This window comes from Pseudomonas sp. LBUM1646 (assembly GCF_059716165.1).
Map to the genome: position 1 here is coordinate 4,707,633 of NZ_CP166810.1, position 14,753 is coordinate 4,722,385.

At 59.9% G+C, this 14,753-nt stretch carries 11 protein-coding genes (1 of these 11 only partly in view); 7 read left to right on the top strand and 4 right to left on the bottom strand.

Annotated elements, in window-relative coordinates:
* Together ACA071_RS21370 and ACA071_RS21375 are read right to left on the bottom strand one after the other, a co-directional pair.
* A protein-coding gene (locus ACA071_RS21370) for a non-ribosomal peptide synthetase (RefSeq protein WP_497640983.1) crosses the window boundary here: on the bottom strand, positions 1–3,996 show its 5' portion. It extends 8,376 nt beyond the left edge of the window; 3,996 of the gene's 12,372 nt are visible here — the first part of the coding sequence; it begins with the start codon at positions 3,994–3,996; its stop codon lies off the left edge, out of view.
* Positions 3,997–4,232: 236 nt separating this feature from the next.
* On the bottom strand, positions 4,233–4,967 hold the full coding sequence (locus ACA071_RS21375) for a thioesterase II family protein (protein WP_497640984.1): 735 nt from the start codon (positions 4,965–4,967) through the stop codon (positions 4,233–4,235).
* Positions 4,968–5,094: 127 nt separating this feature from the next.
* Between ACA071_RS21375 and ACA071_RS21380 the strand changes: the two genes are divergently transcribed.
* Complete coding sequence (locus ACA071_RS21380) at positions 5,095–6,228, top strand: cupin-like domain-containing protein (protein WP_497640985.1); 1,134 nt, start codon at positions 5,095–5,097, stop codon at positions 6,226–6,228.
* 47 nt (positions 6,229–6,275) lie between these two features.
* On the opposite strand, the gene ACA071_RS21385 is transcribed toward ACA071_RS21380, so the two are convergent.
* The gene (locus tag ACA071_RS21385) at positions 6,276–7,448 is read right to left on the bottom strand and encodes an MFS transporter (protein WP_497640986.1); all 1,173 of its coding nucleotides are present in this window, start codon (positions 7,446–7,448) and stop codon (positions 6,276–6,278) included.
* Between the two features lie 192 nt (positions 7,449–7,640).
* On the opposite strand from ACA071_RS21385, the gene ACA071_RS21390 reads away from it, so the two are divergent.
* From ACA071_RS21390 to ACA071_RS21415, 6 genes are all read left to right on the top strand, one after another.
* Positions 7,641–8,441 carry a glucose 1-dehydrogenase gene (locus ACA071_RS21390; RefSeq protein WP_497640987.1) on the top strand — a complete coding sequence of 267 codons (801 nt, stop codon included), beginning with the start codon at positions 7,641–7,643 and terminating at the stop codon, positions 8,439–8,441.
* On the top strand, positions 8,434–10,260 hold the full coding sequence (locus ACA071_RS21395) for a glycoside hydrolase family 15 protein (protein ID WP_497640988.1): 1,827 nt from the start codon (positions 8,434–8,436) through the stop codon (positions 10,258–10,260). Before ACA071_RS21390 ends, ACA071_RS21395 begins: the two co-directional genes overlap by 8 nt.
* Positions 10,261–10,497: 237 nt before the next feature.
* Positions 10,498–11,370 carry a PI-PLC domain-containing protein gene (locus ACA071_RS21400; RefSeq protein ID WP_497640989.1) on the top strand — a complete coding sequence of 291 codons (873 nt, stop codon included), beginning with the start codon at positions 10,498–10,500 and terminating at the stop codon, positions 11,368–11,370.
* 432 nt (positions 11,371–11,802) lie between these two features.
* The gene (locus ACA071_RS21405; RefSeq protein WP_497640990.1) at positions 11,803–12,192 is read left to right on the top strand and encodes a hypothetical protein; all 390 of its coding nucleotides are present in this window, start codon (positions 11,803–11,805) and stop codon (positions 12,190–12,192) included.
* Positions 12,193–12,204: 12 nt separating this feature from the next.
* On the top strand, positions 12,205–12,837 hold the full coding sequence (locus ACA071_RS21410; protein ID WP_497640991.1) for a BRCT domain-containing protein: 633 nt from the start codon (positions 12,205–12,207) through the stop codon (positions 12,835–12,837).
* Positions 12,838–12,866: 29 nt separating this feature from the next.
* Complete coding sequence (locus tag ACA071_RS21415; RefSeq protein ID WP_497640992.1) at positions 12,867–13,769, top strand: alpha/beta fold hydrolase; 903 nt, start codon at positions 12,867–12,869, stop codon at positions 13,767–13,769.
* Here ACA071_RS21415 and ACA071_RS21420 read toward each other — a convergent pair.
* Positions 13,738–14,721 (bottom strand): GlxA family transcriptional regulator, encoded by a 984-nt coding sequence (locus tag ACA071_RS21420; protein WP_497640993.1) that lies wholly within the window; start codon positions 14,719–14,721, stop codon positions 13,738–13,740. The genes ACA071_RS21415 and ACA071_RS21420 overlap by 32 nt on opposite strands.
* Between the last annotated feature and the right edge of the window lie 32 nt (positions 14,722–14,753).

Sequence of the window (14,753 nt, forward strand, 5' to 3'; positions counted from 1 at the left end):
GACATGGGCATGGCGGCTTTGCTGGCTGCCTTGTGGGTTGTCGCACGGCAACTCGACGGTTGCGCCGTTCAGTTGCTGGTGCCAGAAACCCAGCTCCGCTTGCACGGCTTCAGTGCGCGCATAAGCTTGCAGATGTTCGCCCCAGACCTTGTAGGAACTGGTTTTGGCCGGGAGTTTTGCACTCGCGCCCAACGAGGCTTGCTCGTATGCGAACTGCAAGTCTTCCAGCAGGATGCGCCAGGAGACGCCGTCGACCGCCAAGTGATGGATCACCAGCAACAGGCGCTGACTGCCATCAGTCAAGGTCGCCAATACGCCGCGCAGCAGTGGGCCGTTTTGCAAGTCGAGGCTGCGCTGGGCCTTGGCGTAGAGTGCGTCCAGTTCGGTGTTGCTGACGTTGTCGGCGGTCCACAGCAATTCGTTGTCGGCAGCGATGGCCGCCACTTCAGCACACCCTTCGATAAAGCGCGAACGCAATACATCGTGGTGCGCCAGCAACGCGTTCAACGCTTGAAGCAATGGTGCCGAATGCAGCCCTTGATGGGTGCGCAGCAGCACAGCCTGGTTCCAGTGGTGACGTTGCGGAATCAGTTCTTCGAAGAAGGTTTGCTGGATCGGCAGCAACGGCAGTTCGCCGCTGACCGGTCCCTGATCGATGGTCAGCGACGCGATGCCTTGCTGCGCCACGCCTGCCAAACCCTGCACGGTCTGATGCTGGAACAGGTCACGCGGGCTGAAATGAATCCCGGCCTGACGCGAGCGGCTGACCACTTGAATGGAGATGATCGAGTCGCCGCCCAATTCGAAGAAGTTATCGGTCAGGCCGACCTTCTCCAGCTTGAGTACGTCCTGCCAGATCCCGGCGATTTTCTGCTCCAGTTCACTGCGCGGCGCCACATAAGCCTGCTGCATCTGGCTGGCATCCGGGGCCGGCAAAGCCTTGCGGTCGAGCTTGCCATTGGGACTCAACGGTAATGCCGCGAGGAACAGCAGGTGCGTCGGCACCATGTAATCCGGCAGGTTGTCTTTGAGTTGAGCCTTGATCGCTTCACGAGCCGCGTTTTGCTCGTCGGCGGTCGCGTCCACCAGCGAGGCGTCCTTCGGCACGACATAGCCAACCAATTGCAGGCTGCTACCGCCCTGCACCGCCAGCACTACCGTGTCAGCCACGGCCTCCAGTTCCAGCAGTCGCGCTTCAACTTCACCCAGCTCGATACGGAAACCGCGAATCTTCACCTGGTGGTCGACGCGACCGACGTATTCGATCACCCCTTGGGCATTGAACCGGGCCAGGTCGCCGGTGCGGTACAGGCGTGCGCCGGAACCGGAAAACGGATCAGGCATGAAACGCTCGGCGCTCAGGTCCGGACGCTGGAAGTAACCGCGGGCCAGCAGCTCACCGCCGATGACCAGCTCGCCGATCACCCCCACCGGGGCTGGCTGGCCGTTTTCATCGAGCAGGTAAGTGTGGCGACCGGGCAGTGGTTTGCCGATCGGCAAGGTCAGCGGCAGCGGCAAGCGGCCAAAGATGTAATCGCTGCAATCGAGCGTAGTGGCCGTTACGGTTGCTTCGGTCGGGCCGTAGGTGTTCAGCAGTTTGACGTGTTCGAGCCCAGCCTGACGCCAGGCCAGTACACCTTCCGGCGGCATCGCTTCACCACCGCTGTGCACCTGGCGCAGCGCCGCGTAGTCACGTGGGCCGACGGCGGCGAATTCCTTGGCCACCATATTCCAGTAGGCCGTGGTCAGGTCCATCACGGTGATGCCCTGCTCGACGATCTGCCGATACAGGGTTTCGCTGTCCCAAATGTCGTTACCGCGCAGCACCACCGAGGCGCCGCAGGTCAGCGGGCCGAAGAGCTGCTCGCCAAAAGCATCGAAGTTGAAGGTCGCGAATTGCAGTGCGCAATCGGCGGTGCTGAGGTTGTAGTAATGCTGCGAGGCAAAGGCGTGTTTGCTCAATGCACCGTGGCTGATACCGACGCCTTTCGGGCGACCGGTCGAGCCCGAGGTGAACATGACGTAAGCCAGGCTATCAGCCCATACCGGGCGAGCCAGGTTGCTTTCGTCCGGGGACATCCAGGCGTCATCCTGATCCAGGCACAGGCAATCCACGCCGTCCGGCACCGGCAGACGTTCCAGCAAATGGCTTTGGCTGAGGAGTAACTCAGTGCCGCTGTCTTCGATCATGCACAGCAGACGGTCGCGAGGATATTGCGGGTCCAGCGGCACGTAGGCGCCGCCAGCCTTGAGCACCGCGAGTATGGCGACGATCAGGTCCAAGCCACGGTCGACCGCGATCCCTACCAGCACGTCCGGACCGACACCTCTGGCCACCAGCGTACGCGCCAAGCGGTTGGCCCGGGCGTTGAGCTGACCGTATACCAGGCGTTGGCCGTCGAAGATCAGCGCGGTGGCGTCGGGGGTTTTCTCGGCTGCGGCTTCAAACAATTCATGCACCGGCCGTTCACTTGGCCAAACCGTGTCATTGCGGCCCCAGTCAGCGACCAGTTGCTGATATTCGTCAGCCTCCAGCAGCGGGATCTCGCCTACTCGTTGCTGCGGATCATTGACGATGCTGCGCAGCAGGAACGTCCAGTGCCGAGCCAGACGCTCAATGGTTTCAGGCTCGAACAGGTCGCTGGCATAAGTGAACGCCGCGTGCAGCTGCCCGCCCTTCTCATAAGTATCCAGGCTCAGGTCGAACTGGGTGCTGCGGCTTTCCCACTCGATAACGCCCAGTTCCAGACCGGTGCCGACCTTCAGCGTGGTGACATCCGCCACTTCCGGCTGATGGTTGTACATCACCTGGAACAGCGGGTTGTAGCTCAGGCTGCGTTCCAGTTTCAGCGCCTCAACCAGGCGCTCGAACGGCAGGTCCTGATGGGCCTGGGCACCGAGGGCGGTTTCCTTGAGGTCGCGCAGCAGATCGCCAAGACGGGTCTGCCCGTCCAGTTGCACACGCAAAACCTGGGTGTTGACGAAGAAGCCGATCAGCCCTTCGATTTCCCGACGATTGCGGTTGGCAATCGGCACACCAATGCGCAGGTCGTTCTGGCCGGTGTAGCGGTGCAGCAGAATGTTGAAGGTGCCCAACAGCAGCATGAACAGCGTCACGCAGTGCTGACGAGCAACGCCGCGCAGTTGCTCGGCCAGTGCGGCATCGACCACATGCTCATGACGACGACCGCGATAGCTCGGCAATACCGGGCGCGGATGATCAACCGGCAGTTCCATTACCGGGTGTTCGTCACCCAGTTTCGCCAACCAGTAATCCAGTTGTTTTTGCTGCTCACCGGCTTCCAGCCAGCGGCGCTGCCACAAGGCGTAGTCGCTGTATTGCACCGCCAGCGGGGAGAAATCTGGGATGTTGCCTTGATCGTGGGCATCGTAGAACCGGCAGAATTCGTCGATCAATACGTTCATCGACCAGCCGTCGGACACGATGTGGTGCAAGGTCAGCAGCAGCACGTGCTCCTGCTCCGCCAGCTTCAGCAAGCGCACCCGCAGCAACGGGCCTTGGGCCAGATCGAAAGGAATCAACGATTGTTGCTCGGCCGCTTCGGCCACTCGGGATTCACGATCCGCCGGCGGCAAGGCGCTCAGGTCGATACGTTCAATGTCCAGGGGTTGTCGCACCGACACTTGCAGCAGGCTGTCGTCGGGTTGTTGCTGGAACACCGTACGCAGGGTTTCGTGACGCGCAATCAGGCTGGCGAACGCTTGCTCCAGCGCAACCTGGTTCAAGCGACCGGTCAGGCGCACCGCCGCCGGCAGGTTGTAGGCGCCGCTTTGCGGGTCCAGGTGCCAAAGAAACCACATGCGCTGCTGGGCATAGGACAACGCCTGGCGATCCTCGGCCTCCACCCCTGCCGGGATCGGGAACTGCGAGAAATCCACGCCTTCCTTGTGCAAGGCCGCAAGGAACATCTGGCGCTTTTCCAGGGGCAACCCGATAAACCGGCGAGCAAGTTTCAAGGAGTCTTCAGCATTCATTTCTTAGCATCCGGATCAGTAGGCAGGAAGCACAAAGGCACGTCGTCCCTATAAAACGAATGCAGACCGGAAAAATTAGCGAATGAGAACAACTATCAGAAGGGAGGTTGACTGACGGGATTGGAGGGAGAACGCGGTGACTGTAGGCGCTGGCGAAGCCTGCAATCTTTTGATCTTGCCTTTAATGCGAAGAGCAAAAGATCGCAGCCTTCGGCAGCTCCTAAGGGAGGTCGGGGTTAAGCGATGGCGAGGGCATGGCGCCGATGATGCACATCCAGTTGATCCTTGATCACCCGCAACACCTTGGCCTCGTGCTCATGAATGAAAAAGTGCCCACCCGCCAGCATATCCACGGAGAAACTGCCCTGGGTTTCCTTGCTCCAGCCGATCAGTTGTTCGGTGGTGGCCTTGTCGGCCTTGCCGCCGAGCACATGCACCGGGCATTTGAGCAAGGGCCGCTGCACCGGCTGAAAACGTCCGCACAACAGAAAGTCGGCGCGCAGGATCGGCAGGGTCAGGCTCATCAACTCTTCATTGGCCAGCACTTCTTCGCTGGTGCCATTGAGGGTGCGCAGTTGCTCGATCAGCTCGGCATCGGTCTTGGGCTCGGCAAAACCGCGATCATAGTCGGCGCGCATGGTGGGTGCCGCAGTACCGGAAGCGAACAGCGCCACCGGCTCCGGGCAACCGAGTGCGCGAAAAGCGTGGGCCAATTCACAGGCCATCAACGCACCGAGGCTGTGGCCGAACAACGCATACGGCGCCTTGAGCGTCGGGCGCAACTCCTTGGCCAATTGCAGGGCCAGCGCGCGCATGTCTGTGTGCAAGGGTTCGTCGAAGCGGGCGCCACGGCCGGGCAACTCGACAGGTTGTAATTGCAACCACTCTGGCAACTTGCGCCGCCAGCGGCTGTAGACCATGGCGCTGGCGCCGGAATACGGCAGGCACAGCAGGGTCAGCTTGGTCACCATGGGCTCCTCAAAAAGATGTCTGTACTAAGGAACGGCCCAGCGCGCGTGCAAATTAGTCATCTCGGGTTAAATTCTGCGCGCAGGTGCTCGTTCTCTCATCAGACCAAAACCAACAAGAGTGAACGTCGTGGACCTGCAGACCATCCTGGGCAAACTGTTCGCCAATGCCGGCGCCGTCGGTATCGAAGGGGTTTTTCAATTCGTCTTCGGCCCGCACCAGGCGTACTGGTCCGAGGTCAAGGCCAGCAGCCGCACCGAAGCCGGACGCCACGCCAGCCCCGACGTAACCATTGAAGTCGCGGAAAAAGACTTTCTCGGGATCATGGGCGGCGTGGCCAACGTCGAGGAGCTGTTCGCCAGCGGCCGCTTGAAAATTGGCGGCAACATGGGCCTGGCGACGATGCTGCCGCAGATCATCGACCATGCTCGTCATGGCGGCGCCGTGGTGGAAAAGGTCGACATGAACAAGCGCTACCCGACCCCGCCGCGCCTGAGCGAACGCCTTACCGCCGGTCTGCCGACCCAGCGCACGGTAGAGCGCCGACCGCGCAGCGCACTGTCCAAGCGTGAGTTCGACACCCATTATTTGCCCCACGGCATTCCACTGGTCATCAGCGATGCCTTGCAGGATTGGCCACTGTTCAAGCTGAGCCGCGAAGAATCCCTGGCGCATTTCGCCGAATTGCAGGGCATCACCCGTCATGGCGACTACGTGAAGAAGACCTTCTCCACCGAGCGGGATTTCCGCTCCACGTCCATGGCTGACTTCATCGCTTCGCTGGACAAGCCCGCGGTCAAAGGCGCGAACGGCGAACCACCGGCGTACATGGGCAACAACATCCTGCCGGCGCAGTTAATGCAGCAGATCAAATACCCGCCCTACTTCGATCAATCGCTGTTTATTCCGCCGCGGATCTGGATCGGCCCAAAAGGCACCCTGACGCCGCTGCATCGCGACGACACCGACAACCTGTTTGCCCAGGTCTGGGGCCAGAAAACTTTTACCCTTGCCGCACCGCATCATCGCGAGGCACTGGGCACCTGGTCCACGGCGCCTGAGGGTGGATTGGACGGTTGCGACTTCAACCCCGATGCACCGGACTATCAGCGCTTTCCCAAGGCGCGCGACGTGACGTTTATGCGCGTGACCCTGGAAGCTGGGGATTTGCTGTTTTTGCCGGAGGGCTGGTTCCATCAGGTGGAATCGGTGTCAACATCGTTGTCGGTGAATTTCTGGGTCAACTCGGGCCGGGGTTGGTAATCCAGAACCCTGTGGGAGGGAGCTTGCTCGCTCCCACAGGTAAAGCATCATTTCAGGTGACGGAAGCTCTGAATCGCCGCCCCCAACACCACCACACCCGCCGCAATCGCCACCCAAAACCCGCTACGCGCCCCGAACGCATCCACCAGCCAACCCGAACTTGCCGCGCCAATCGCCACGCCGATGCTCAACCCGGTGATCAGCCACGTCAGGCCTTCAGTCAGTTTGGCCGGGGTCACGATGCGCTCCACCAACGCCATCGCCACAATCAGGGTCGGCGCAAAGAACAACCCGGCCACAAACACCGCCAGCGACAACCCGAGAATGTTCGTCGCCAACAGCAACGGCAACGTCGTCACTGCAGTCATCACACCGCCATAAAGGAATAGCCGCGGCAACGGCAATTTCGAGCGCAGCGCGCCAAACGCCAACCCGGCCAGGCACGAACCGATGGCGTACACCGACAACACGATACTCGCCGCCGCCGGTTGGCCCTGCTGCTGGGCGAAGGCGACGCTGACCACGTCCACCACACCGACGATGATGCCCATGGCGGTCATCAACAGCATCAGCAGGCGGATTTCCCCGGAGCGAATGATCGAGCCTTGATGATGAACTTCGTGCGGATGCACAGGTGGTTCGGTGCCACGTTGCAAGACAAACGCCGTGACCCCGATCGCCAGCATCAGCAATGCCGCCAACGGCCCGGCCTCGGGGAACGCCACCACGCACAGGCCCACTGACACTGGCGGCCCGACGATAAAGCAGACCTCGTCCAGCACCGATTCCAGGGCATAGGCGGTTTGCAATTGCGGCTGGCCGCGATAGAGCTCGGTCCAGCGGGCCCGGACCATCGCCGACATGCTCGGCATGCACCCGGCCAACGCGGCGAAGAAGAACAGCGTCCAGTTCGGCGCTTGTAACCGCGTGCAAAGCAACAGTAGCGCCAACGAACCACCACCCAGCAGCGCCGACACCGGCAAGATCCGCCCCTGACCGTAGCGATCCACCAGCCGCGACACCTGCGGTGCGCAGAATGCCGTGGCCAGGGCGAAGGTCGCCGCCACGGCGCCGGCTAATCCATAGCCACCCTTTAGCTGCGCGAGCATGGTGATCAGGCCGATGCCGGTCATGGAAATCGGCATGCGCGCGATCATCCCGGCCAGCACGAAGGCCCCGGCGCCAGGGGCTTTGAACAGTTCGCGGTAGGGGTTTGCCATGGGTCGGCCTCATTCAGGGCCTGCAAGTTGCCATAAAGGCTGGTTTGGGGGAAAGCGGGGAATTGTTGGTTGAATGTTAAGCCCCCTTCGCGAGCCTGCTCGCGAAGGGGCCGCACCATCACCGCACAAATGAACTCTCTGCCCTGCAAACCAGTCAGCTAATTAGGCCCTCCCTTCAAGGCGCTAACCTGCATGCAGATTTCCCTCGACCAACAAGTCGCCCTGGTCACCGGCGCCAGTTCCGGCATCGGTGCCGGCGCCGCCAAAGCCCTGGCCGCGGCCGGTGCTGCCGTCGTGATCAACTACAACTCCCAGGCCGAACCCGCCGAAGCACTGGCGCGACAGATCAACGACAGCGGCGGTCGCGCCATCGCTATCGGCGCCGATGTCTCCAAAGAAGCAGACGTCGAACGCCTGTTCGCCCAGACCCTCGAGGCCTTCGGTTTCCTCGACATTCTGGTGGCCAATTCCGGGATGCAAAAAGACGCCAAAGCGGTGGACATGAGCCTCGCCGACTGGAACCAGGTAATCGGCGTCAACCTCACCGGCCAGTTCCTCTGCGCCCGCGCCGCCCTGCGGATTTTCAATCAACAAGGCATTCGCCAAGGCGTGTCCCGATCCGCCGGCAAGATCATCCACATGAGTTCGGTGCACCAGCGCATTCCCTGGGCCGGCCATGTCAATTACGCCGCGTCCAAGGGTGGCGTCGACATGCTGATGCAGACCCTGGCCCAGGAAGTCAGTCAGCAGAAAATCCGCATCAACGGCATCGCGCCGGGAGCGATTCGCACGGCGATCAACCGCGCCGCTACCGAGGGCGATGCCGCACAAGAGTTGCTCAAACTCATTCCTTACGGCCGCATCGGTGACGTCGAAGACGTCGCCAACGCAGTGGTGTTCCTCGCCTCCGATGCGTCCGACTACATCGTCGGCACCACCCTGTTTATCGACGGCGGCATGAGCCTCTATCCGGAGTTCCGTGGCAATGGCTGATCATCATCCCGAACGACAAAGCGCCATCGACGCCCACGGCATCATTGGCGACATGCGCAGTGCGGCGCTGGTCAACGACAAGGGCAGCGTGGATTTTTTCTGCTGGCCGGAATTCGACAGCCCGTCAATCTTCTGCTCGCTGCTGGACACCCCCGAGGCCGGAATCTTCCAATTGGCTCCGGACCTGCCCGACGCTCGCTGCGAGCAAATCTACCTGCCGGACACCAACGTGCTGCAAACCCGCTGGCTGAGCGAGCGTGCCGTGGTCGAAGTCACCGACCTGTTGCCCATCGGCGACAGCGAAGATGACCTGCCGATGCTGATGCGCAGGGTGCGGGTGGTCAGCGGCACCGCGACGATGCGCATGCGTTGCGCGGTGCGGCATGACTACGCCCGGGCCAAGACCCGCGCGCGCATGGACGAAAAGGACGTGGCCTTCGAGGCGGCGGATCAGCCGTCCCTGCGCCTGTCTTCGGATCAAGCGCTGAGCCTCGATGGCAACGCTGCCATCGCCGAATTCACCCTCAAACAAGGTGACAGCGCGGCGTTTCTGCTGGGCGCCATCGACGACCCACGTTTCAAGGAAGGCGCCGCCGAACTGTGCATGGAGCGCACCCTGAAGTTCTGGCGCGACTGGATCGGCCAGTCCAACTATCGCGGTCGTTGGCGGGAAATGGTCAACCGCTCGGCCCTCGCGCTGAAGCTGCTGACCTCGCGCAAACACGGCGCCATTCTCGCCGCCGCGACCTTCGGCCTGCCGGAAACCCCGGGCGGCGAACGCAACTGGGATTACCGCTACACCTGGATCCGCGACGCCTCGTTCACCGTGTATGCCTTCATGCGCCTCGGGTTCGTCGATGAAGCCAACGCCTATATGAAATGGATGCGCCATCGGGTCAGCGATTGCCACGGCCAGTCGATGAAAATCAACATTCTCTACGCCATCGACGGCCGCCAGGAATTGCCGGAAACCGAACTCACGCACCTGGCTGGCCATGGCGGCGCGAAACCGGTGCGCATCGGCAACCAGGCTTACGATCAGATCCAGCTCGACATCTTTGGCGAGCTGATGGACGCGGTGTACCTGGTCAACAAGTACGGTGAAGCGATTTCCCATGAGGGCTGGAAGCACGTCGTGGAAGTGGTCGATCAGGTCTGCGAAACCTGGCAGAGCGAAGACGTTGGCATCTGGGAAATGCGCGGCGAGCAGCATCACTTCCTGCACTCGCGACTGATGTGCTGGGTCGCCGTGGACCGCGCGATTCGCCTGGCCTCCAAACGCTCCCTGCCCGCGCCGTTCGCCCGTTGGGACCAGACCCGGCAAGCGATCTACGCTGACATCTGGGAAAAATTCTGGAATGAAGAGCGCGGGCACTTTGTGCAGCACATCGGCGGCACCGCCCTCGATGGCTCGATGCTGTTGATGCCACTCGTGCGTTTCGTCAGCGCCAAGGACCCGCGCTGGCTCTCGACCCTGGAAGCCATCCAGAAAACCCTGGTGCGCGACGGCATGGTCTACCGCTACCGCAACGACGACAGTCAGATCGACGGCTTGCCCGGCACCGAAGGCGCCTTCGCCGCGTGCTCGTTCTGGTACGTCGAATGTCTGGCCCGGGCCGGTCAAGTAGAAAAGGCCCATCTTGAGTTCGAACAGTTGCTGAGGTACGCCAATCCGCTGGGGCTATACGCCGAAGAGTTCGACAGCCATGCGCGGCATCTGGGGAATACACCGCAGGCACTGACGCATCTGGCGTTGATCAGTGCGGCGAGCTTTCTGGATCGCAAGTTGAGTGGGGAGAAGAACTACTGGCAGCCTTGAGAACCGTCGCCGGCCATCATCCTGCCCAATGCCGGCGACTCACACATTAAACTTACAAACAATGATCAGATCATCGCCAACAATACAACAGCCGCACTTTATTGAATCTTATCGCTACACTTTCAAACTTCCTCTTTCACCCGATACCCGATTATAAGTATTTCAAGCCCACGATTCATATGACACACCACAAGAAGGGCTTACTACTTTATCAACCATTCAATAGACCCATTTATTATGACCCCTACAACAACTCGCAATAACTACGCCAACTGGATGAGCGCGACCCCACACATTGACAGTTTGAACATCGGCCAATTTGTCTGGCCGGGCTGCCACAATGCGGGCATGGATTGGGACATCGGTCATCCGTTCCCTGAATCTGTATTAGCCAACTGGGTGCTTTGTCAGAACCATGACTTACTTTGGCAAATGAGGAATGGTGCACGCTCGTTTGATCTACGCATCATGCTGAAAAACAATGAATTCAAGACCTATCACGGGACGACCCGCGGTCGACTGCTTAAAGAAATCATCGCTGCAGCCAATACTTTTCTCGATGAAAACCCTGACGAGTTCATAATTCTTGACTTCAATACGCTGCTTAACGAAAAAGATAACCGGTTTGATCACCAGGCCTTCAAAGCGGAAGTACTTCGTGGCTTGAAAGAGCGTTTGATTCCTTTTAGCGACAGAGACCTTAGCTTTGCCCAACTGAAACACATCAGCCCAAAACGACGAATCATTCTTTCCATTGAGTACTATGAAACGTTTTCTACCGAACTGTTCTGGCCCGCCTTTAAAAACCGTTGGCAGGGAGACACCTTTGTTTCAACGGAACTTCTTGCAAAATACATCACTGACGTGATGCAAAACCCACCCACATCCACTTATCCGTGGAGACTGTCCATGACTCAATATACAGTTGCGCGCGGCCCCACAAAATTAACCAAAGAAATCAACAACTGGTTTGATATGGATAGTTACTTCCTTTACCGATCGAGCATTATCAGTGTCGATTTTTTTGACGAAAGCAAACTCGTGGAGTATTGCATCGGCGCCAACAGCCGCCTGGTTAAGGACCCCTATTTAAAATATCCTTTTAATTGAGGCGGGTACGTCGACGGCCCTGACAGCTTTCGGGGTCAGACATAACCAACAGAACGTGTCGGAAATATCTCTTTTTTAATCACCGCAATACACAAAAACGTGAGCCCTCTGATGGCCGCACATCCATGTGCCGAGGGGGCTTGCCCCCGTTGGGTCGCGCAGCGGCCCCTCTAATCTGCCACCCCCCTTATGCCAAAAGCACCGCGTTTGTTGGTCTACGACTGTTTCGCAGCCGAACGGGGGCAAGCCCCTCGCCACAAAGACGTGTAGGCCAGCACCTACAACAGCCAAACAGATTGGAGTGTTACACCCTCCTCCACCTGCTTCCGGCCGCCACAAATAGCTTGTTGCCAGCTGTTACATCCCCCCTAACATCCACCGTCAACGGGTACAGCGGAGCTGTCCAACAAAACCCGAATTCAAGGACACAGAATGATCCAGCGCATCCACCGCACCATCGACGCCCCCCTGCGCTCCGGCCTGAACCGGGACGAACTGTGGGAAGCCCACGACAAGGGCCTGATCAAATGCTGGGAAATCGGCCGCCAACGCGCCGCCCGATTCCCGGGCGTCGCCCAACAGTGCCTCGCCGGCGAACTGCCGGTGCTGGGCTGGAAAGGTGGCGTAAGCCGCAGCCTGAAAAAACTCGAAAAGTACGGATCGCTCAAATACCTGGCGCAATGGCAAGGATTGCGAGGGGAGGATCTGGATATTGATTTGGCTACGGAGCGGGCGTTGACCTGCTCCCGGACCAAAATGATAGTGACGTTTACACCGGATCGGTCCAAGTACTTTAATCAGGTGGCGGAAGTGGAAGCTTAAGGAGAAGGATCGATGGTCGATTTACATCAGGAATTTCAAAACAGTGGCTTCTTCCACGAAGCACGAATTAACCGACGCTCAGCTGACGCGTTAGTCGGCATTGCTGCAGGACTGGCCGCTGATGGCACGATCAACCAACAGGAAGCCGAATTCCTTAAGTCCTGGATCGAAACTCATCTGATCCACCTTGGCGACCCGGTTGTCAATATTCTCTACAAGCGCATCGCCGGCATGCTGGATGACGGTGTTCTGGATGCAGAAGAATCCACCGAATTGTTGGAAATGCTCCGTCAATTCGCGGGTCTTCCGATAGGCTCGGCCCAGATTTTCACAACTCCAACCAGCCTGCCTCTCGATAACCCGGCCCCCAATTTGAATTGGGTTGATCGCGTTTTCCTGTTTACAGGTGTGATGGCATACGGACCACGTAAAGATTGCGAGTCGTTGATAGTCGAACGTGGCGGGCTGATTGGAGGATCTGTCAGCAAGAAAACTCACTACTTGGTTGTCGGAAGCATTGGCAATGATCAATGGCTTCACAGCACGTATGGAACCAAAATCAAAAAAGCCGTTGAGTTGAGAGAAAGCGGCGTACCGATTGCGATCATCAGCGAAGAACATTGGCAAAAGGTGCTGTTCGGTTAGGGTGAACATCCCCTTTTTGGAGTGTCGCAATGAACCATGACGTACTGATTCAATATGTCCCGACACCTAATCTAACTTTCGCTTACGAACAACACGGCCCCACCACTGGCGAGCCAATCATCCTGCTCCACGGCTTCCCCTACTCCCCCCGTGCCTACGACGAAATCGCTCCAACCCTCGCGGCACAAGGCTATCGCGTTATCGTTCCGTACCTGCGCGGCTACGGCCCGACTCGCTTCAACAGCCCCGACACCCTGCGCTCCGGCCAACAAGCCGCCCTTGCCCAGGATTTGCTGGACCTGATGGACGCCCTCGGCATCTCGCAAGCCGCGCTCTGCGGGTATGACTGGGGCGGTCGGGCGGCGTGCATTGTCTCGGCGCTATGGCCGGAGCGGGTTCGCTGCCTGGTGACTGGCGATGGCTATAACCTGCAGAACATTCCCGGCTCAACCAATCCGCTGGACCCCGAGACCGAACATCGCCTCTGGTATCAGTACTACTTCCACACCCCGCGCGGCGCTGAAGGCTTGACCCGGAACCGCCGAGCCCTATGCAAATTGCTCTGGCGTTTGTGGTCGCCGACCTGGGCCAGGAACGACGAGCGCTATCCCTTGAGTGCACCGGCCTTCGATAACCCGGACTTCGTCGAGGTGGTGATTCAGTCGTATCGGCATCGCTTCATGTATGCCCCCGGCGATCCGGCGCTGGAATGGATCGAAGAGGCTCTGGTCAAGCAACCGCCGATCAGTGTGCCGACGATTTCCCTGTGCGGTGCCGACGACGGCGTGGGACCGGCGCCGGAGGCAGACGAAGACATCGAGCACTTCACTGGCCGCTATGAGCGCCGCGTGTTGGCAGGCGTGGGACATAACATCCCCGAGGAAGCCCCCGAGGCGACGATCAAGGCGTTACTGGATCTACTGAAAGGCTGACGCTGAAGCGCTCGCGATACGCCTGTGGCGTCACGCCCATGGCCCGCAGGAAACCGCGGCGCAAGGTCTCTTCGCTGCCGAACCCGCATTGCACCGCCACCCGTTTGATCGGCACGCCGGTATCGCTCAGCAGCCGCCGCGCGGTTTCGACCCGAATCAATTCGATGGCCCGCGCCGGGGTCTGGCCGGTGTCGGCGCGGTAGTGGCGGATAAAGCTGCGTTCGCTCATCCCGGCCTGCAGGGCCAGGGTCGGGACGCCGAGGTCCATGGTGAGATTTTCGCTGATCCAGGCGTGAAGTTCGTCGAAACGGTTGCCTACCTGCTGCAGGGACAGGGTCACACTGAACTGCGACTGACCGCCCGGACGCTTGAGAAACACCACCAGTTGCCGGGCGACGTCCAGGGCCATGGCGCGACCGAGGTCTTCTTCGACCATGGCCAGCGCCAGGTCAATGCCGGCGGTGACCCCGGCCGAGGTCCAGACCGGGCCGTCGTTGATAAAGATCGGGTTCGGTTCGACTTGCAGGCGCGGGTGCTTTTGCGCCAACTCCTCACAACGGGTCCAGTGCGTCACTACCCGGCGACCGTCGAGCCAGCCACTGGCCGCCAGCAAAAACGCCCCGGTGCACACCGAAGAAACTCGTCGACAACCCGTCGCGTGTTCACGGACCCACGCCACCAGAGACGCATCCTCCGAAGCCGAGTACACGCCCCAGCCACCCGCGACGATCAAGGTGTCACTGCGGCCCGATGGCAGCGACTCCGCCAGCAGCGCCAGCCCGGCCGACGACATCACCGCCCCGCCACCACTGGCAATCACCGTCGGCGCATAGGGCGGCGGCATGCCCTGTTGACGGGCAATGTCGTTGGCCGAGGCAAACACCTGCAACGGCCCGGTGACGTCCAGCAGCTGTACGTTGGTAAACGCGAGCACATGAATAGCTTTGGGCATGATTGGCGTAATTCGTGGGGTAATTGGCGGAT